The sequence below is a fragment of the Primorskyibacter sp. S87 genome, from assembly GCF_049801055.1.
Taxonomy (GTDB): Bacteria; Pseudomonadota; Alphaproteobacteria; order Rhodobacterales; family Rhodobacteraceae; genus JBNAGF01.
In genome coordinates this window covers 375,893-395,411 of record NZ_JBNAGF010000003.1, presented here as the reverse complement: position 1 = coordinate 395,411, position 19,519 = coordinate 375,893, and the positions used below count along the sequence as shown (strand labels likewise).

Below are 19,519 nucleotides of genomic sequence, written 5' to 3'. Positions count from 1 at the left end.
ATTGCATTGGCTCACATTCTTGGGCCGAAGGGCGGTGCCGACCGCCCAAAACAGGGAGAGATAAAATGACTAGAAATTTGATACGCGCGGGTACCGTTTCCATAGCCGGCTTGCTTTCCAGTGTATCGACGGCCAGCTTGGCTCAGGTGCAGGACATGCTGCCTTCGAAAGATGATGTCGCCAACAGGTTCACCAGTGACCATTACTCCCCCTATGCGGGCCGCAACTTTCCCACAGAGGTATTGTGGGGTGATACGCACCTACACACCGAAGTCTCGGTCGACGCCGGTACCATGACCCGGATGAGTCAGGAAGATGCCTACCGCTTTGCCCGGGGCGAAGAAGTCACCACAACGCACGGGCTTCAAGCCAAGCTCTCTCGCCCACTCGACTGGCTTGTGATCGCCGATCACTCCGAGATGTATGGGTTGATGCCACAACTTCTGGGTGGGGATCCCGAGATCCTGTCGCACCCGCAAGCCAAGGCCTGGTATGACGAACTGATTACCGGTGATCCTGACCGGGTGTTCAACACAGCGATGGAAATCGTCGCCTCTCTGTCGCAGCCCGAACCACCTTTCGAAAGCGCCAAAGGCATCAAGAAAGCATGGCGAGAATATACCGCGCTTGCCGAACGGTATAATGAGCCGGGTGTTTTCACTGCACTGATCGGGTATGAATGGACATCACAGGGCGGCGACAACATCCACCGCAATGTGATATTCCGCGATGGCGCCGAGATGGCCAATTCCGTTGTGCCCTTCTCCCAGTTCGACAGTCAGAACCCCGAAGATCTGTGGTCCCATCTGGCCATGTACGAAGACCGGACAGGCGGTGACGTCTTGGCCATCCCTCATAACGGAAACCTTTCGAATGGCCGACTGTTCTCGGTCTCGAACTTTGATGGGTCGCCCTTGACGGAAGAGATGGCCCGCCTTCGCGCCCGGTTTGAACCGGTCGTCGAAACCACCCAGATCAAGGGCGACAGCGAGGCACACCCGTTCCTCAGCCCCGATGACGAGTTTGCCGATTTTGACACTTGGGATGCTTCGAACCTGAACGGAACAGAGGCCAAGACCGAGGACATGCTGCAATACGAGTACACACGCGAAGCCTTGAAGACCGGGCTGATGCTGGAAGAGCAAATGGGTATCAACCCCTACAAGGTTGGACAAATCGGCTCGACCGATGCCCATACCGGCTTGACCGCGGTGGAAGAAGAAAACTTCTTTGGCAAGCACTCGGGTGTCGAGCCCGAACCGAACCGTTGGGAACATCTCGTCATCGAAGCGCCAGACCCGGAGTTTTCGATATATGGGTGGAAACAGGCATCAGGCGGTTATGCCGCCGTCTGGGCGACCGAAAATACCCGCGAAGCGATCTTTGATGCGTTCGAACGCCGCGAGGTGTACGGCACCACAGGATCGCGCATGCTGGTGCGTTTCTTTGGAGGGTGGGACTTTGAGGCCTCGGATGCGATGACCCGCCTGCCTGCGGACATCGGATACGCCAAGGGCGTCCCAATGGGCGGGGACCTGCCGGACCGAAAGAGTGATGGCGCTCCGAACTTCCTGATCGCCGCAGTCAAAGACCCCTACAGCGGCAATCTCGACCGTGTTCAGGTGGTCAAGGGGTGGCTGAACTCTGACGGAACCCGGGGCGAAAAGGTCTATGACGTTGCATGGAGCGGTGATCGCGAAATCGGTGCGGACGGGAAGCTGCCTTCGGTGGGCAATACCGTTGATGTGGCGAATGCAACCTGGACCAATACGATCGGAGCACCGGAACTTTTGACATATTGGCAGGACCCCGATTTCGACCCGTCCCTGCGCACGTTCTACTACGTGCGGGTAATCGAGATCCCCACACCGCGCTGGACCGCTTATGAAGCAAAACGCTTCAACGTCCAGATGGACGATAAAGTTCCGATGACCACGACAGAACGCGCTTATACCTCACCGATCTGGTACACGCCCAAAGGCTGAACCGACCAAGACAGCGACAAGGTAAAGCCGCCTTTCGGGGCGGCTTTCTCTGGATTCCCGGGCGATTTCGGTGCATTGAGACGCCGTCACAGCAAGTCGAACGAGGCCGCCGCATGAAGCTTTTTGTCGGATTGGGAAACCCCGGTGGGAAATACGCCCGAAACCGGCACAACATCGGTTTCATGGCCGTCGATCGCATTGCCGAAGATCATGGATTCGGCCCTTGGAAATCAAAATTTCAGGGGCAGATCGCCGAGGGCCGGCTTGGCACCGAAAAAGTGCTGCTGCTGAAACCCTCGACTTTCATGAACCGGTCTGGTCAGTCCGTCGGCGAAGCCATGCGGTTCTACAAGCTCGACTCGGTTGACGTGACCGTGCTTCACGACGAACTGGACCTTGCTCCGGGCAAAGTGCGGGTCAAGGCTGGTGGAGGTCATGCCGGCCACAACGGATTACGTTCGATACACGAGCATATCGGTCCGCACTATGATCGGGTTCGACTGGGCATTGGTCACCCGGGCCGCAAAGAACTTGTGTCAGGCTATGTGCTGCATGATTTCGCAAAGGTCGACGAAAACTGGCTGGCGGACGTATTGCAGGGGGTTTCGGACGGCGCCCCTCAACTTGCAGCCGGAGATGGTGGCAAATTCATGAATGCGGTTGCCCTGCGAACCGCCCCCCCGCGATCCTCCAACTCGGTTGCGAAAGAAAAGCCAGCCGGAAAAACAACCGAGTCCCCTACGCCGCCTGAACCAGACGAAGCCCCCAAGACCGCACTGCAGAAGCTGGTCGACAAGTTCAGATAACGCCTCCTTGCCGCTACGTTCCCGATTGCCTTGGCCCGTGACTGTTTGCAGGGTATGGGCTGGAAATTGCGACGGAGAGTTTCATGCGCAGAGTTGGCAAGTGGTTGGGTCGGATTCTTCTGGCACTGGTTCTCGCAACCCTCGTGGTTGGCTTTTGGAAGCGCGAGGAAATCACGCGTCTGCTGGCGGTGAATTCGCTGTTTTCCGAAGAAAAGATCGTTCATAATTTCTCCAACATGGACGCGGCCTTTCTGACGGCTCCTCTACCTCGCGGAGCAGGTGCGACAACCGAGCTGCCATACGGAGCGGAATTCGAGCTGCCGGCGGGGACCGGCCAGTGGATCGAAGAACGGGCCGTGACATCTCTTCTGGTCATGCAGGGCGGCAAAATCCGGTACGAGGAATACTACCTGGGAACAGGACCGGACGATCGCCGCATTTCCTGGTCGATTGCCAAAAGCTACCTCTCGGCCCTGTTCGGTGTGCTGGAAGACGAAGGCGCATTTGACTCGCTGGATGACCCGGTTGTGAAATATGCACCCCTGCTCAAGGGATCCGCCTACGATGGTGCCAGCATCAGGAACGTCCTGAACATGGCCAGCGGGGTCGTGTTCGACGAGGACTATCTGGACTATGACTCCGATATCAACCGGATGGGTCGGGCGGTGGCGCTCGGTGGCAAGCTGGACGATTTCGCGGCCTCGATTACAGAAACTTTCGCTGATCCGGGCGAAACATGGAAATACGTGTCAATCGACACCCACGTTATCAGCATGGTGATCCGAGGCGCGACCGGGCGCAGTGTTCCTGAGTTGCTCTCGGAAAAGGTCCTGGTTCCGTTGGGTATGGAACGCGACGGGTATTATATAACCGACGGGGCCGGTGTTGCCTTTGTTCTGGGCGGGTTGAACTTTACCACCCGTGATTTTGCACGTTTCGGGCAAATGATACTGCAAAACGGCCAGTACAATGGCCAGCAGGTAATTCCTGTGGATTGGATCGCGGAATCCACGGCGGCGACCGCGCCAACCGAGCCCGGTAAAGAAGGGTATGGATACCAGTGGAGGATTCCCGCTGGAGCACATGAAGGCGAATTCTTTGGTCGCGGTGTCTATGGCCAGTATCTTTATATGGATCAGAAGCGCGGCGTGGTCATCATGACCACTGGAGCCGACCGGAACTTCCGCGATGACGGCGTGAACGAACTCAATATCGAAATGTTCCGCAAGATCACCCAATCGCTGTGAAAAACATGTAGACTACGGGCATGACACCTGATGCCCCGCTAAATGTTCTTGGGGACGAACTTCAACTGTGTTCGTCCGACCCGCTCACCGGCTTCTTCCGCGACGGCCACTGCAATACCTGTGCCGAGGATCGGGGAAGTCACACCGTCTGCGCAGTGATGACTGCCGAATTCCTCGCGTTCTCGAAATATGTCGGTAATGACCTCAGCACGCCGCGCCCGGATTTCCGGTTCACCGGACTAATGCCCGGTGATCAATGGTGCCTGTGCGCCGCGCGTTTCATGCAAGCCCATGACGAAGGGTGTGCACCCAAGGTGAAACTGTCAGCCACACATGCCCGGGCGCTGGAAATCGTACCGCTTTCGGTGCTCAAGGAGAACGCGCACGCCGGGGGCTGAGCCCGGCAACAGCAAATGACCACCGGGCGGAAACGCAGGAAATCAGTGAGCGTCCCTGCCTTCGGTGTCGGACATGTCAAACCCGAGATACTTGGCCACCGTCTGAACATCCTTGTCGCCACGCCCGCACATGTTCATGCAGATCAGGTGATCTTCGGGAAGCGTCGGGGCAATCTTCATCACATGCGCGAGCGCGTGGCAGGGTTCCAGAGCCGGAATGATGCCTTCGGTCGCACAACATAGCTGGAACGCCTCCAACGCCTCTTTGTCGGTGATCGACACATACTCAGCGCGGCCTACCTCGTGCAGCCAGCTGTGCTCCGGTCCGATACCGGGGTAATCAAGCCCGGCCGAGATCGAGTATCCCTCGAGGATCTGCCCGTCATCGTCCTGAAGTAAATAGGTCCGGTTTCCGTGCAGGACGCCCGGGCGCCCACCTGTCAGAGACGCGCAATGCTCCATCTTCTCGTCGACGCCCTTGCCGCCGGCTTCGACTCCAATGATGTTGACCGACTTGTCGTCAAGGAACGGGTAGAACAGGCCCATCGCATTTGATCCCCCGCCAATTGCGGCGATGATCGTGTCAGGCAGGCGGCCTTCGGCCTTCATCATCTGCTCTTTAGCTTCCTTGCCAATGATGGATTGGAAATCCCGAACCATCGCGGGATACGGGTGTGGGCCGGCTACGGTGCCGATGCAGTAGAAGGTATCGCGCACATTCGTTACCCAATCCCTCAGCGCGTCATTCATCGCATCCTTGAGCGTACCGCGACCGGATGTGACCGGGATCACCTCGGCCCCCAGCAGGCGCATGCGGAAAACGTTGGGGGCCTGTCTCTGAACATCATGCGCGCCCATATACACGACGCATTTCAGGCCGAACTTGGCACAGACGGTTGCCGTCGCAACGCCATGCTGCCCTGCCCCGGTTTCGGCGATGATCCGGGTCTTGCCCATTCGCCGGGCGAGAATGATCTGGCCCAGAACGTTGTTGATCTTGTGAGCGCCGGTATGGTTCAGCTCGTCCCGCTTGAGATAGATCTTGGCGCCGCCCAAATGTTCGGTCAGTCGTTCTGCATAATACAACGGACTGGGGCGACCAACGTAATTTGCCCAGAGGTCATCCATCTCGGCCCAGAATGTCGGGTCATCCTTGGCCTTGTCGTATTCCTCTTCCAGAGACAGGATCAGCGGCATCAGGGTTTCACTGACAAAGCGCCCGCCGAAAATGCCGAACCGGCCATTTTCATCCGGGCCGGACATGAAGGAATTGAAAAGGTCGTTGGCCATGTTTCGCGCCCTTTGTTGCGTTAATTCTGTCCTAGTGCTCAGAACCGCCGAGGGCAAGCCAAGGCACCCGGATTACCCTCCAAAAGAACCCTTGTTTTCTCAATAGGGAAAGCTTGGCAAAACGGCATGTCGGGTTTCTAGGGTTCGCCGTGGGCCGCACGCACAAAAGACGAGATCAGATCAGCGCTCTTGACCCCGGGCGCGCGCTCCACGCCGGAAGACACATCAACCTGTCGCGCTCCGGTCATCCTGACCGCTTCGGCGACGTTTTCGGGCGTCAGGCCGCCGGCGAGCATCCAAGGCCGACGCCAGTATTTTCGCCCCGCCAGTAACCGCCAGTCAAAGGCCAGCCCGTTCCCGCCTGGCAATTCAGCATCCTTGGGTGGTTTCGCGTCGATCAAGAGCTGGTCCGCAACGTCTTCGTACGCAGAAATTTGCGGAAGATCCGCCTCGTCAGCAATGCCAATCGCCTTCATAACAGGCAAGCCAAACCGGTCCCGGATTTCCGCGACGCGCTCTGGGCTTTCCCTGCCATGCAACTGCAACATGTCCAGCGGCACGGATTCGAGGATGTAATCCAGCTGCGCGTCAGTGGCATTCACTGTAAGAGCAACCTTGGCCAGACCAACCGGCGCAGAGCCTGCGATCTCGGCAGCCTTGGGCACCTCAAGATGCCGTGGCGATTTTGGAAAGAATACAAAGCCTGCATAGCGGGCTCCGGCCGCCGCGACAGCTTGAACCTGCTCTGCGGTCGTAAGACCGCAGATCTTCACGCTGACCTTGTCGGTCAAGGCTCAGCTTGCCTCGTCAAGGATGGCAAGTATCTCATCCTTGCCTTCGTTCTTTTCGGTTTTGAGACGCGAGACTTCGCGTTCGAGCTTGCGAACTTCTCGAGCTTTCTGTCCGGCATCGCGGCGATGCTTATGTTCCCGCAGCCATTCCCAGAAAAACCCAATTACCAAACCCGAAGCGATACCGCCAAGCACCACCACGAACAGCGGCAGACCGATGGTGAAGTTGAAGCCAAGCAGGTCAGCCAGATCATCCGGCATCAGCTTGAGTGTCACCATGTTCCGATTGGCAAGCGAGACCGAGATCAGAATGATCCCGAGCGAGCCAAGGAAGGCGTAGCGAATGTAGCGCATCATGTTGTTTATGCTTTTCCGTTCAGTCGATCCCGAAGCAGCTTGCCTGTCTTGAAGAACGGCACGTGCTTCTCTTCCACATGCACTGTTTCGCCGGTTCTTGGATTGCGACCAATCCGCGCGTCGCGCTTCTTGACCGAAAATGCTCCGAACCCACGCAATTCTACCCGGTCACCCCGGGACATCGCATTGGTCACTTCCTCGAACACGGTGTTCACGATCCGCTCAACGTCCCGCTGGTAGAGATGTGGATTTTCATCAGCAATTTTCTGGATCAGTTCTGAACGGATCATTTTCGCGTCCCCTCCCAAGGTCACACTTGTTGAGCAGTGCATTGTCACGTTCGAATATAGGAAGAAAACCGCGCAGCGGAAACTGCAAGTCTTTCTGAGTGCACCAGTTTTTTGCCCTACAAGCCCTCAATAGGGGGGAATTGGCGCCATTTTTTTCTGGTGTCGGTTGCTTGCCACCGTCCCGGAGCACAATTGCGGCGACGCAGCGACAGCCTTGATTCGGAAAAAAATCGCCCTAGGGACGCAAAACGGCCCCGCACAATGCGCGGGGCCGTCCTGATTCTCTGGTTGTTCAGACCGAATTAGTCGCCGGTCTTCAGGGCCGCGCCCAGAATGTCGCCAAGCGATGCGCCGGAATCCGAGGAGCCATACTGTTCCACGGCTTCCTTCTCTTCGGCGATTTCGCGCGCCTTGATCGAGAGGCCCAGACGACGGGTCTTGCTGTCGACATTGGTGACGCGAACGTCGACCTTGTCGCCGACCGAGAAACGCTCAGGGCGCTGCTCTGCGCGATCACGCGACAGGTCCGAACGGCGGATGAAGGATTTCATGCCTTCGTATTCCACCTCGATGCCGCCATCTTCGATTGCGGTCACGTTCACGGTGATGACCGATCCACGCTTCACGCCGCCGACGGCCTCGGCGAACTTGTCACCGCCCAGAGCCTTGATCGAGAGCGAGATGCGCTCTTTCTCGACGTCGACTTCGGACACAACCGCCTGAACAACGTCGCCCTTGCGGTAGTTCTGGATGGCATCCTCGCCACGCTCGTCCCAGGACAGGTCGGACAGGTGAACCATGCCGTCGATGTCGCCTTCGAGACCGATGAACAGACCAAACTCGGTGATGTTCTTGACTTCGCCCTCGACCTGCGTGCCCTCGGGGTGGGTCTCTGCAAAGACTTCCCACGGGTTGCGCATGGTCTGCTTGAGGCCCAGCGAAACGCGGCGCTTGGCACCGTCGATTTCCAGAACCATGACGTCGACTTCCTGGCTGGTCGAAACGATCTTGCCGGGGTGAACGTTTTTCTTGGTCCAGGACATCTCGGAAACGTGGACAAGACCTTCGACGCCCGGCTCGAGCTCAACAAATGCACCGTAGTCGGTGATGTTGGTCACGCGACCCTTGTGCACCGAGGCCAGCGGGTACTTGGCACCCACCAGATCCCACGGATCTTCCTGCAGCTGCTTCATGCCGAGGCTGATACGATGGGTTTCCTTGTTGATCTTGATGACCTGAACCTTGACGGTCTCGCCGATCGACAGGATTTCTGACGGGTGGTTGACCCGACGCCATGCCATATCGGTGACGTGCAGCAGCCCGTCGACACCGCCCAGATCCACAAAGGCACCGTATTCGGTGATGTTCTTGACGACACCATCCACGGCCTGACCTTCGCTGAGGTTGCCGATAACTTCGGCACGCTGTTCGGCCCGGCTCTCTTCCAGAATGGCACGGCGCGACACAACGATGTTGCCACGGCGGCGATCCATTTTCAGGATCTGGAACGGCTGCTTGAGACCCATCAGCGGGCCGGCGTCCCGCACGGGGCGAACATCGACTTGCGAACCGGGCAGGAATGCAACCGCACCACCCAGATCAACGGTGAAGCCACCCTTGACACGGCCAAAGATCGCGCCTTCGACGCGCTGGTCGTCGGCATATGCTTTTTCCAGACGGTCCCATGCCTCTTCACGGCGGGCCATCTCACGCGAGATGACGGCTTCGCCACGGGCGTTCTCTGCGGCACGGAGGTAGACTTCGACCTCGTCACCAACAGCGATCTCAGGAGCTTCGCCGGGATTTGCGAATTCTTTCAGTTCGACTCGGCCTTCCATTTTGTAGCCGACATCGATGATGGCCTGGCCCGCCTCAATGGCGATGACCTTGCCTTTGACAACAGAACCCTCTTCGGGCGTGTCCATTTCGAAGCTTTCATTCAGGAGGGCTTCGAATTCCTCCATGGATGCGTTAGCCATGTGGCAGTGTTTTCCTTTACTTACGCTTTATCTGGCCGAGCGGTTGTCTCCGCCGGTCTTGATTGATGTCCGCCTTGGGCGGAACGGATTGGTCAGACGAAAGGCCATACCTTGACGCAAAACAAACCGGGCCGGAAAGTTCCGACCCTGCCCGATTCCAGTGTTTTGCGGCGTTTTCGCCTTGTTTGACAGGCGCTCTATAGGGTGTTTGGCCCAGCCTGGCAAGGGCTTCGCGCAACCGGTCGGTTTTTCCCAACCAGACTCCGCAGGCCCGGATTTGGGATTCAGGGCAATCCGGCCTAAGGTGGCCGGATTGAAGAGACATAAAAAGTCCAAAAACGGAACGGGGAGCAATTCTAATGGCAATTATCAAAAGCACATTTCCAGACGTAGAAGTAACGGACAAAACCGTCACACAAAGGGTCTTCGAGGGCATCGATCCCGAAATGGAGATCCTGATCGATGGGCCCACAGGTCGCAAGATGACAGGAGCGGAATTCATGGCTGCCGTTAAGTCGCTGGCCGGGGGGATGACCGGGCACGGGATGGGCGCAGGCAAGTGCATCGCCCTCATGGCTCCCAATATTCCGGAATACTGCGTTGTGTTTCACGCAGCAGCTTGGGCCGGTGGCACGATTACCACGATCAACCCGACTTACACCGCACATGAGGTGAATTATCAGCTGAATGACGCGAAAGCGGATGTTCTGGTCACAATCGGTATGTTTGTGGACACCGCCAAAGAGGCCATAGCGGGCACCGGTGTGAAGGAGATCGTCGTAATCGGCGACGCGCCCGAAGGCACGGTTGCCCTTGCCGATCTCATGGGGGCTCCGCTGGAAGAACAGGTACCTGTGAATGTTGCTGATCATGTCGTGGCCCTACCCTATTCCTCGGGCACGACCGGGTTGCCAAAAGGCGTAATGCTGACGCATCAGAACCTTGTGGTGAACATCGACCAGACTTTGGTTCCGGCGGATCTTGTCAAAGGGGAGATCACGCTGGCCTTCCTACCCTTCTTTCATATCTACGGGCTGCAGGTCCTGATGAACATTTACCTCACCGCGGGTGGTGGTCTGATAACCATGCCGCGCTTCGATCTGGAAGATTACCTGGAGACGATCAACACCTACAAGACACCTCGGCTTTGGATCGTGCCACCGGTGGCACTTGCACTGGCGATGCACCCACTTGTCGACAAGTATGATCTGTCCTTCGTGGAAAAGGTATTCAGCGCTGCCGCACCACTGGGCAGAGACACTGCCGAGGCCCTCGCCGCCCGCCTTGATGCGGCGGTCAATCAGGGCTACGGAATGACGGAACTCAGCCCGGTAAGCCACGTATCACCTTTCGGGCAAGGCAAGCCCGGTGCTTCGGGCGTGACGCTGCCGAACACCGAATGCCGGATCGTTGACCCGGCAACCGGTCAGGACCGACCAGCCGGAGAAGACGGAGAGCTCTGGGTCCGGGGGCCGCAGGTTATGAAGGGCTATCTCAATAATCCCAAGGCGACCGAACAAACCATGGCAGAAGGGGATTGGTTGCGTACCGGCGATATTGCCCATTTCGACAATGACGGCTTTCTCTACATCACTGATCGCCTGAAGGAGCTGATCAAGTTCAAGGGGTTTCAGGTTGCCCCGGCCGAGGTCGAAGCCGAATTGCTGACCCATCCGGCCATCGTAGACGCCGCCGTTATCGGAAAGCCGGACTCAGAGGCCGGCGAACTGCCAATGGCCTTCATAGTCGCCCCGCCAGGGCAAAGCGCGCCGACACTGGAAGTCGTTCAATCCTATCTTGAAGATCGGTTGGCGCATTACAAGCAAGTCCGGGTTCTTGAAATCGTTGACGAAATTCCAAAATCACCGTCGGGCAAGATCCTCAGACGGTTTCTGCGGGACAGGCTGGCAGCAGGCTAGAGTATCGACCGCAGTGCAGACACCCCGGCGCCAAACTGCGCCGGGACAAGTTTTGCCGCACTGAACGGCCACAACACAAACTAGATATCCTCGCCCTTCTTCAGCAGGTCGTCGATCAGTTGTCGCTGAAGCCTTCCGCTGTCACCTCCACCGAACTGCATCGCTCCGCCGGAAAAAAGCGTCCCATAGCTTAGGGCCACATTTACCGTCTGCGCCAGCCCAGAGATCAGCTGGTTTTTCTCCAACGGCGAAAGAGGGTGGATAAACACCGCCCACAAAACGCCATTGGCAACCGCATAACGAGCATCCAATGCCGTGTCGAAATTGGCCTGCAATACCCGTCGGAGTTCGTCCTCGGACATTTCGTCGGAAGACCGAACCGGAACCATTGCCCGCATCCGATCCGCCGCGGGGTCAGTAACAACTACAACCGGCAAACCCTGAATGGTAAGTTCGAAACCCGGTCCATTTGGTCGCGTCTCAGGGTCCAAAGCAAACAGGATACGCCCAAGCCTTTCATAACTCATTGGCGGCTCGGCTTCCTGGGCGGCAACCGGCACCGCAAGACAAAGGCAGAAAAGAACAGTTCGGATCATGGGCAGCTCCTGCGGAATACCCGCAGCCTAACCCCAATAGCCGTCATCTTGCGACACACAGCTTGGTGACCACCCTCAGGCGACTGCGCCAAGCGCTCTGTCGACGATCGCCAAAGCGGCCTTCAGAGCCTCCGCCACGCTCATATCCGACGTGTCGAGCAGAACCGCGTCCGCCGCCGGTTTCATCGGAGCCGTGCTGCGGTCGGCATCTCTTGTATCCCGTTCCCGCACATCCGCCAGCACCTGTTCGCGGGTTATGTCGGAACCCTTCGCAGACAGTTCCAGATACCGCCGTTCCGCCCGAATTTCTGCACTCGCGGTCACATAGAGCTTCACTTCGGCACTTGGACAGATCACCGTGCCAATGTCCCGGCCATCGAGAACCGCGCCACCGGGGCGGCGGGAAAACTCGCGCTGGAATGTGACCAGCGCAGACCGGACATCGGAGTTCACAGCCACCCTGGACGCCGCTTGCGCGACTTCGGCTGTGCGCAAGTCGCCCCGCTCAAGATCATCCGGCACCAGCGCCCGCGCCGCCTCCAAGGGGTCTTCTCCGTTCAAGGTCCGCCATCCGACTGCACGATACAATAACCCGGTATCCAGATGCGCAAATCCGAAATGCGCAGCGACACCCTTGGAAATTGTACCCTTGCCCGCAGCAGCGGGACCATCAATCGCAACAGTGAAACTCATCCACGTTTCACCCGGGCGCCAAGCCCGTTCAATAGCGGTTCAAAGATCGGAAAAGACGTGGCGATCGGGTTTCCGTCATCTACCGAAACCGGTGCTTGCGCAGCCATCCCAAGCACCATGAAAGACATGGCAATACGGTGGTCAAGAAAGCTCTCGCAAACCGCGCCGCCCGGTACACCCTGCGGTCCGAGCCCGGTGACCTCCCACCAGTCCTCGCCCTCTTCGATGGTCACACCACAGGCGCGCAAACCACGAGCCATCGCATCGATCCGATCGCTTTCCTTCACCCGCAGTTCCTTGACACCGCCCATCATAGTCTTGCCGGTAGAGTTGGCGGCCACCACCGAAAGCACCGGGTATTCGTCAATCATTGAAGCCGCACGCTCAGCGGGGACAACGATCCCTTTCATGTCGGGCGAGAAGCGCGCCCTGAGATCGGCGACAGGCTCTCCGCCTTCTTCGCGTTCGTTTTCGTAGGTCAGATTGGCACCCATCTCGCGTAACGTCGTGAACAGCCCGGCGCGGGTCGGGTTTAACCCGATACCCGGAACCAGAACATCCGAGCCCGGCGTGATCAATGCTGCACAGACAGGGAATGCGGCGCTGGATGGATCCCGAGGAACCGCGATCACCTGCGGCTTGAGCTCAGGCCGGCCGGTCAGCGTAATCACGCGACCATCTTCGGATTCTTCCACCGAGATCTCGGCGCCGAAACCCGCCAGCATCCGTTCGGAATGATCGCGCGTCGCCTCTTTTTCGATCACGACAGTCTGCCCCGGGGCGTTCAATCCGGCCAGCAAGACGGCGGACTTTACCTGAGCTGACGGAACCGGAACCTCATAGCGGACAGGGACTGGATCCGCCGCGCCCACGATGGTCATCGGCAAACGCCCGCCGTTGCGTCCGACCGCCTGTGCTCCGAACAGGGCAAGCGGGTCGGTAACCCTCGCCATAGGACGCCCATTGAGACTGGCATCACCCGTGAATGTCACGGTGATCGGCGACGTGGCCATAGTGCCCATTATCAGCCGCACGCCGGTTCCCGAATTGCCACAGTCGATAACCTGATCCGGTTCGGCAAACCCGCCGACACCAACGCCATGCACCGACCACGACCCATCGTCATGTCGCGTCACTTCGGCACCAAATGCCCGCATGGCTTTTGCAGTGTCCAGAACGTCTTCGCCTTCGAGCAGGCCAGTGATCCGGGTTTCCCCAACCGCCATAGCTCCCAGAATCAGAGACCGGTGGGAAATCGACTTGTCCCCCGGCACCTCGGCAACGCCATTCAAAGGCCCGCAAGCGGATGAGGTCATTGGAAGTGGAGTGCCGTGTCCGGACATCGAGGTTCCTTTCGCGCGAATAGTCCCAAGCCGATTAGCGAATTGCCGCCCGACCGTCCAGCAACAAAGGCGGCCCCGCCAAGCTCAAGCGGCCTGTGTGCAAGCGCCCGAAAGACCAGCAGCCGTTAGCCAGTCAGGTCTCTCCCAGCCATCGAGCCGGGTTTTCTTCGGCGATCTGTCGAAACACCTCTTCGCCCAACGCATTTCGAAGCCGAAAGCAGACCGCCTTTTCCGAAAGCTCCTCCTGCCGGGTCATATAAAAGTCGGACCCGAACAAGACCCGCTTTCGCAACCTTTCGTCCTCGGGTTCATCGCCCATCAGAAAAAGCCTCAGGAAAGGCACATAGTCTTCGAAGTGAAACAAGGTGTAGCTGATGTCTGTCCACAGGCCCGGATAGTTTCCGCTGCCGATCATGCGCCGGATCTGCACCTGCCAGTTGCGGGTATACTCATCGGCCAGTGGGTTCTCCTGATCCGGGTTCACATAAGCCGCCCAATCTTTCTGCCCTCCGAAATGGGCAAGGCAGATTCGCAGCCGGGGATGGGCCCGCATGATCGACAAGTAAGCCTGCGGCTCGGTAAAACGGTCCGCGCGATGGTCGGACAACTCCCGGCCCTGCACGCCTCCGCGCGAACAATGCGTCATCAAGGGCAACCCATGTGCCTCCATCTTTGGATAAACATGCGACATCAGGCGCGGGTCATCGGGCGCGAAACCAAGCCGAGGGTAGATCTTTACCCCTTTGAACCCGAGTTGGTTCACAGCGCGCCACAGCTCGGTCGCTTGCGGATCCGCTCGTGGATCAATGGTGGCAAAGGGAATGACCGCCTTTCCAATGTCAGGGTCTCGGGTCAGTTCTGCAAGTTCGTCATGCTGCCGGGCCAAGGAGACTTCTGGGCGACCGTATCCGAAAGCAGACAGGTCCATCGGCAAAACGACAAACCGGGTGTTGTCGGGATAATGGCGCCGGACATTGTCCAGAATGGCCTTCTGGCTTCCTGCCTGAGACTCTTTCTGAAACCGATGCAGCCGATCGAGTTTTTCCGCTGCCGGATGCTGTCCGATCAGGCACATCAGCCCCGCTAGCAGGCGTATCAGCCAAGGCATCCGCTTGAGCGGCCTCAGGAACCAGTAAGGGTAGTCCTCGGGAATGTGCTTTCCGGTGAACAGGTGAATGTGGCAATTGATGATGCGAATATCGGACACGGGCAATGACCTTCGGGAACAGTATTGTATGTTCCCAGTCTATCGCAGCCGTCAGCCCTGTCGACGGAATGTCAAATAGTGCGGCACCCTGCCCTCACGCAGTGCCTTTTGCTCGTATCGGGTCGAAATCCAGTCATCCCACGGCTGCCGCCAATCCGTTGGCCCCTCTGCCAGCCATTCAAAACCGGCCTTCGGGACTTCTTCCAAGGTCTGGCGCACGTAGTCGGGAATATCCGTTGCGACACGGAAGATCGCACCAGGTTTCATCACACGGGCCAAAGGCTCCAAATGTTCCTGGGTCACGAACCGTCTGCGATGGTGCCGTTTCTTCGGCCACGGATCCGGGTAGAGCAGAAAGGCTTTTGCAACGCTCTGATCAGGCAGAACGTCAAACAGATCCCGAACATCACCCGGATGCACGGCGAGGTTCTCCACCCCGGCGCGGCGGATTTTTCCAAGCAGCATCGCGACACCGTTGATGTAAGGCTCTGCCCCTATGATCCCGACATCGGGGTTCGAAGCGGCCTGATGCACCAAATGCTCACCGCCACCAAACCCGATTTCCAACCAAACCGGCTTGCCGTCGAACAAACCGTTCAGATCGAGTGGCAGCCTGTCAGGATTGCTGTCCCAGTCTACGGCGCCCGGCGCAAGGGCCGCGAGATCCTCATCCAGATAGATCTTCTGGCTTTGCTTCAGCGACTTGCCTTTGAAGCGGCCATAGAAATTTCTGCGGGGGCGTTGCGGGTGATCGGTTTTCATGGCGCGGGCCATACTTCCCCGAAGTCCGGGTTGCAAGTGCCGGCATGGGCAGAAGCCCGGATCAGTCCAGGCTCTGGGGGTTCGCCAAATACCTTGATTGGCGGCGACGAATGACGAATTCAGCACATTCGAAAAAAACGGGTGACCCTTGGGCCGCCCGTTCGAAAACCTGCCAGTTGCGGTTCAGACCGCTTTCTTGAGCGCTTCGACAAGATTGGTGCGTTCCCAGCTGAAACCGCCATCAGCCTCGGGCTGGCGCCCGAAATGGCCATATGCTGCCGTTCTCTGATAGATCGGGTGGTTCAGACCAAGATGCTCGCGAATCCCCCGTGGTGTCAGGTCCATCGCTTCGTCGATTGCCTTTTCGATGGCCGCCGGGCCGACTTCACCTGTTCCATGGGTATCAGCATAAATCGACAGCGGCTTGGAGACGCCGATCGCGTATGAAAGCTGAATGGTGCAGCGTTCCGCCATGCCGGCAGCGACCACGTTCTTTGCAAGGTAGCGCGCGGCATAGGCCGCCGAACGGTCAACCTTGGTTGGGTCCTTGCCCGAAAACGCGCCACCGCCGTGCGGGGCCGCGCCACCATAAGTATCCACGATGATCTTGCGGCCCGTCAGACCAGCGTCGCCATCAGGCCCACCGATCACGAATTTACCCGTCGGATTGACATGCCACTCGGTTGCATCAGTCAACCAGCCTTCCGGCAGCTCTTCACGAATATACGGTTCGACGATGGCGCGGATGTCGTTGCTGCTCAGGTCTTCGTCCAGGTGCTGAGTAGACAGAACGACCGAGCTTACCCGAACGGGTTTCCCGTTTTCATACACCACCGACAGCTGGGACTTGGCATCAGGGCCAAGCGCCGGCTCGGTTCCGTTTTTTCGCACTTCTGCCAGACGGCGAAGGATCGCATGGCTGTACTGGATCGGGGCAGGCATCAGCGCCGGCGTTTCGGTTGTGGCATACCCGAACATGATGCCCTGGTCGCCGGCACCTTCGTCCTTGTTGTCACCCGCGTCGACGCCCTGCGCGATATCCGCGCTCTGGGCATGCAGGTAGTTGTTGACTTTCATGTTCGCCCAATGAAAGTCCTTCTGCTCGTATCCGATGTCCTTCACGCACTCACGCGCAATTTCTTCAACGCGTTCTATCACGCTGGCAGGGCCACGGACCTCGCCACCGATTACGACGCGGTCGGTGGTCGCAAAGGTCTCACACGCCACGCGGGAAAAGCGATCTTCGGTCAGGAAGGCATCAAGAACAGCGTCGGAAATACGGTCGCAAACTTTATCGGGGTGACCCTCGGAAACCGATTCCGAGGTAAACGTAAAATTCTTTCGAGTCATAGAAGGTGCTCCATTAGGTGTATCCCATCACGCCAGGAAGCCGTTGTGATTGGGCTCAGCCGGGATACGCGCGCCAGCGCACTAGGTCAATCCGTATTCGAACTGGAAATTCGGCGGTCAAACCGGATTGCAATCCCTGCCACAAGAAACAGTACGACCAGAGCAGGCAGATCCCCGCTTGAAGAATAGAACGTGGGCGGCAACGGAGCCGGAAGGGCAGCATCCGCGTAGCCTGACTGGCCCAACGGTATCTGCCGCATCACTTTGCCATGGGGATCGATCATCGCTGAGACCCCGGTATTGGCGACCCGTAGCATGGGCAGCCCCTGTTCAATGGCCCGCATTCTTGCCTGTGCCATGTGCTGATACGGGCCGGAGTGAGTGCCAAACCATGCGTCGTTGGTCAATTGCATCAACAGAGTTGGTCGCGCAGGCGCGGCGTTCACATCTTGGGGAAACACCGCCTCGTAACAAATCAGAGGCAGTGCTGTTCCCAGCGGTCCCAGATCCATCAGCCGTGGACCCGGCCCTGCCGAAAACCCCTGCCCTTGCTCAGCCGCGAACCCGTGGATCCCAAAACGCGCGGCCAAATCACCGAACGGCACGTATTCCCCGAAGGGAACAAGGTGGTGCTTGTCGTAGATGTCCGTTGCCACGCCGGTCCCGTCGATCAGAACAGCGCTGTTGTAAATCCGGCTCCCTTCAATCCTGCGCAACCCGAGAACCACCGGTGATCCTCGTGCCGAATGAGAGATCTCCGCCAGAACAGGCCCGGCCTGATCCAGCAGGCTCGGAATGGCGGTTTCAGGCCAAACGATCAGGTCCGGCGGCGATCCTGCCGCCGTCATATCCAGCTGTCGCTGATAGAATATCGGGATATGCGCTGGATCCCATTTTTGGTGCTGCGGGGCGTTGGGTTGAACCATCCGGATTACGGCGTCGGTTTCCGCGGTCTCGCCCGCGAACCAAAATGGCAGGAACGCTGCAACCAAAACCGGTAAGGTGCCAACCAAGGGCTTCATCGATCGACGGTGAACTGCCAGTGCTGCAAGTAGGGCTGCACACAGCGTCCCTAAAGCCAACCCGTGAGGGCCGATCCATGCCAAAAGCAAAGCCACCGGAGTATCCACCCAATGCTGTGCAAAGGCCGCCCAGGGAAACCCGGTGAGCAGATAGGCTCTGGCGAACTCTGCCAGCCCCCAGAAGGCCACCAGCAACAGCATCCGCGACAGATCACTTTTTCCCCACCTGGCCGCAGCCATGAATGCAGCCGTCCAGAACAGTGAAAGACCCCCGGACATAAAAACCAGCGCAAATGGCGCCATCCAGCCATGCCGGGCCACATCAACCAGAAACGGTTCGACAATCCAAAGCAGACCGATCGCAAAATATCCGAATCCGAAGAACCAACCTGTCGTCCCAGCCGCGCGAACGCTCTTGCACCGTAGATACAAGAGACCCACTAATGCCAAAGACACGAGTGATACCGGCCAGAGGCTCAACGGTGCCAGCCCGGTTGCGCAAGCCATACCAAGGCCCGCGGCGAAAAGAGAATTCCGGGATATTTTGCGGGCCAGCCGCTGGATCATGCGGTGCCTTCGGGCAACATGACCCGCAGCCGTTTGATCCGGCGCGGATCGGCGTCGATCACCTCGAACTCCGGCCCGTCAGGGTGCAAGACAACTTCTCCCCGGGCGGGAACACGTCCCGACAGCATGAAGACCAAACCACCCAAAGTGTCGATATCCTCTTCGTCGACATCTTCGTGGCCTGTCAGCGAACGCCCGATTTCGGCCTCGAACTCCTCCAACGGAGTGCGGGCCTGTGCGATGTAGCAGCCGGGCTTCTCCTGCACCCAAAGCTGGCCTTCGTCGCTGTCATGCTCATCCTCGATCTCGCCAACAACCTGTTCGATCAGGTCCTCGATGGTCAGCAGCCCGTCCACCCCGCCATATTCATCGATCACAAGCGCCATGTGACGTCGTTCCGTCTGCATCTTGGTCAGCAGAACGCCGATTGGCATTGACGGTGGCACAAAAAGAAGCTGGCGCAGCATGGCTGTCAGATCGAACTCGGCGGTGTTGCCATTGAACCCGTGGGTCAGGGCAAAGTCCTTGAGGTGAACAAACCCAAGCGGGGTGTCCAACGTGCCTTCATATACCGGAATCCGTGTCAGGCCGCTGTCGCGGAAAATCTGCACCAGTTCCTCTTTCGGAATTGTGCTTGGAACCGACACGATCTCGGCAGTAGGAATTGCCACATCTTCCACGCGCATGCGCCGCAGATTGATCATTCCGCGTGGCTGAAGGTTCGGGGTCGGGGTACCGTTTTCGGGGAACTCCCCGGTATCATCCGAGGGTGTCAGGGCATCCAGAATGCGGCCCAGAAAACCTCCCTTTTCACCCGTGCTTTCAGGTTCGTTGTGATGCGCGCTTTGCGCCGCACTAGAACTGCCGTCTGTATCGCCCATTTATCCTATCCGGTTGGAGGTCCGTCGGACCCGTTA

18 protein-coding genes and 1 riboswitch are annotated in these 19,519 nt (G+C 58.3%); of the genes, 5 read left to right on the top strand and 13 right to left on the bottom strand.

Annotated features, from left to right (window positions below; all coding sequences use genetic code 11):
• Positions 1-65: 65 nt before the first annotated feature.
• From ACP15U_RS08035 to ACP15U_RS08020, 4 genes are all read left to right on the top strand, one after another.
• On the top strand, positions 66-1,985 hold the full coding sequence (locus tag ACP15U_RS08035; protein ID WP_425044632.1) for a DUF3604 domain-containing protein: 1,920 nt from the start codon (positions 66-68) through the stop codon (positions 1,983-1,985).
• 113 nt (positions 1,986-2,098) lie between these two features.
• Entirely contained in the window at positions 2,099-2,791 is a 693-nt protein-coding gene (gene pth, locus ACP15U_RS08030; protein WP_425044631.1) for an aminoacyl-tRNA hydrolase, read from the top strand.
• A gap of 83 nt (positions 2,792-2,874) precedes the next feature.
• The gene (locus ACP15U_RS08025) at positions 2,875-4,038 is read left to right on the top strand and encodes a serine hydrolase domain-containing protein (RefSeq protein ID WP_425044630.1); all 1,164 of its coding nucleotides are present in this window, start codon (positions 2,875-2,877) and stop codon (positions 4,036-4,038) included.
• Positions 4,039-4,058: 20 nt separating this feature from the next.
• Positions 4,059-4,436: a DUF2237 family protein gene (locus ACP15U_RS08020; protein WP_425044629.1), complete on the top strand. Its 378-nt coding sequence runs from the start codon at positions 4,059-4,061 to the stop codon at positions 4,434-4,436.
• A 42-nt stretch (positions 4,437-4,478) separates the two neighbouring features.
• Here ACP15U_RS08020 and trpB read toward each other — a convergent pair whose 3' ends face one another.
• The 5 genes from trpB to rpsA form a co-directional block, all read right to left on the bottom strand.
• Complete coding sequence (gene trpB, locus ACP15U_RS08015; RefSeq protein ID WP_425044628.1) at positions 4,479-5,726, bottom strand: tryptophan synthase subunit beta; 1,248 nt, start codon at positions 5,724-5,726, stop codon at positions 4,479-4,481.
• Positions 5,727-5,863: 137 nt separating this feature from the next.
• Positions 5,864-6,517 carry a phosphoribosylanthranilate isomerase gene (locus ACP15U_RS08010; protein ID WP_425044627.1) on the bottom strand — a complete coding sequence of 218 codons (654 nt, stop codon included), beginning with the start codon at positions 6,515-6,517 and terminating at the stop codon, positions 5,864-5,866.
• Positions 6,518-6,520: 3 nt separating this feature from the next.
• Complete coding sequence (locus ACP15U_RS08005; RefSeq protein WP_425044673.1) at positions 6,521-6,871, bottom strand: lipopolysaccharide assembly protein LapA domain-containing protein; 351 nt, start codon at positions 6,869-6,871, stop codon at positions 6,521-6,523.
• Between the two features lie 8 nt (positions 6,872-6,879).
• Complete coding sequence (gene ihfB / locus ACP15U_RS08000) at positions 6,880-7,164, bottom strand: integration host factor subunit beta (protein ID WP_425044626.1); 285 nt, start codon at positions 7,162-7,164, stop codon at positions 6,880-6,882.
• A 302-nt stretch (positions 7,165-7,466) separates the two neighbouring features.
• Positions 7,467-9,143 carry a 30S ribosomal protein S1 gene (gene rpsA / locus ACP15U_RS07995; RefSeq protein ID WP_425044625.1) on the bottom strand — a complete coding sequence of 559 codons (1,677 nt, stop codon included), beginning with the start codon at positions 9,141-9,143 and terminating at the stop codon, positions 7,467-7,469.
• 359 nt (positions 9,144-9,502) lie between these two features.
• Here rpsA and ACP15U_RS07990 point away from each other — a divergent pair, with 359 nt between their 5' ends.
• Positions 9,503-11,062 carry an AMP-binding protein gene (locus ACP15U_RS07990; protein WP_425044624.1) on the top strand — a complete coding sequence of 520 codons (1,560 nt, stop codon included), beginning with the start codon at positions 9,503-9,505 and terminating at the stop codon, positions 11,060-11,062.
• Between the two features lie 80 nt (positions 11,063-11,142).
• Here ACP15U_RS07990 and ACP15U_RS07985 read toward each other — a convergent pair whose 3' ends face one another.
• The 8 genes from ACP15U_RS07985 to ACP15U_RS07950 form a co-directional block, all read right to left on the bottom strand.
• Positions 11,143-11,658, bottom strand: coding sequence for a hypothetical protein (locus ACP15U_RS07985; RefSeq protein ID WP_425044623.1), 516 nt, complete (start codon positions 11,656-11,658; stop codon positions 11,143-11,145).
• A 75-nt stretch (positions 11,659-11,733) separates the two neighbouring features.
• On the bottom strand, positions 11,734-12,351 hold the full coding sequence (locus tag ACP15U_RS07980) for a (d)CMP kinase (protein WP_425044622.1): 618 nt from the start codon (positions 12,349-12,351) through the stop codon (positions 11,734-11,736).
• The gene (gene aroA / locus ACP15U_RS07975; protein ID WP_425044621.1) at positions 12,348-13,694 is read right to left on the bottom strand and encodes a 3-phosphoshikimate 1-carboxyvinyltransferase; all 1,347 of its coding nucleotides are present in this window, start codon (positions 13,692-13,694) and stop codon (positions 12,348-12,350) included. Before aroA ends, ACP15U_RS07980 begins: the two co-directional genes overlap by 4 nt.
• A gap of 133 nt (positions 13,695-13,827) precedes the next feature.
• Positions 13,828-14,901: an amidohydrolase family protein gene (locus tag ACP15U_RS07970; protein WP_425044620.1), complete on the bottom strand. Its 1,074-nt coding sequence runs from the start codon at positions 14,899-14,901 to the stop codon at positions 13,828-13,830.
• Positions 14,902-14,952: 51 nt separating this feature from the next.
• Complete coding sequence (trmB, locus tag ACP15U_RS07965) at positions 14,953-15,663, bottom strand: tRNA (guanine(46)-N(7))-methyltransferase TrmB (protein ID WP_425044619.1); 711 nt, start codon at positions 15,661-15,663, stop codon at positions 14,953-14,955.
• Positions 15,664-15,846: 183 nt separating this feature from the next.
• Complete coding sequence (gene metK, locus ACP15U_RS07960) at positions 15,847-17,013, bottom strand: methionine adenosyltransferase (protein ID WP_425044618.1); 1,167 nt, start codon at positions 17,011-17,013, stop codon at positions 15,847-15,849.
• A gap of 6 nt (positions 17,014-17,019) precedes the next feature.
• A riboswitch (SAM-SAH riboswitch) is annotated at positions 17,020-17,068 on the bottom strand.
• Between the two features lie 31 nt (positions 17,069-17,099).
• Positions 17,100-18,602 carry an apolipoprotein N-acyltransferase gene (lnt, locus tag ACP15U_RS07955; RefSeq protein ID WP_425044617.1) on the bottom strand — a complete coding sequence of 501 codons (1,503 nt, stop codon included), beginning with the start codon at positions 18,600-18,602 and terminating at the stop codon, positions 17,100-17,102.
• Positions 18,599-19,483 (bottom strand): hemolysin family protein, encoded by an 885-nt coding sequence (locus ACP15U_RS07950; protein WP_425044616.1) that lies wholly within the window; start codon positions 19,481-19,483, stop codon positions 18,599-18,601. Before ACP15U_RS07950 ends, lnt begins: the two co-directional genes overlap by 4 nt.
• Between the last annotated feature and the right edge of the window lie 36 nt (positions 19,484-19,519).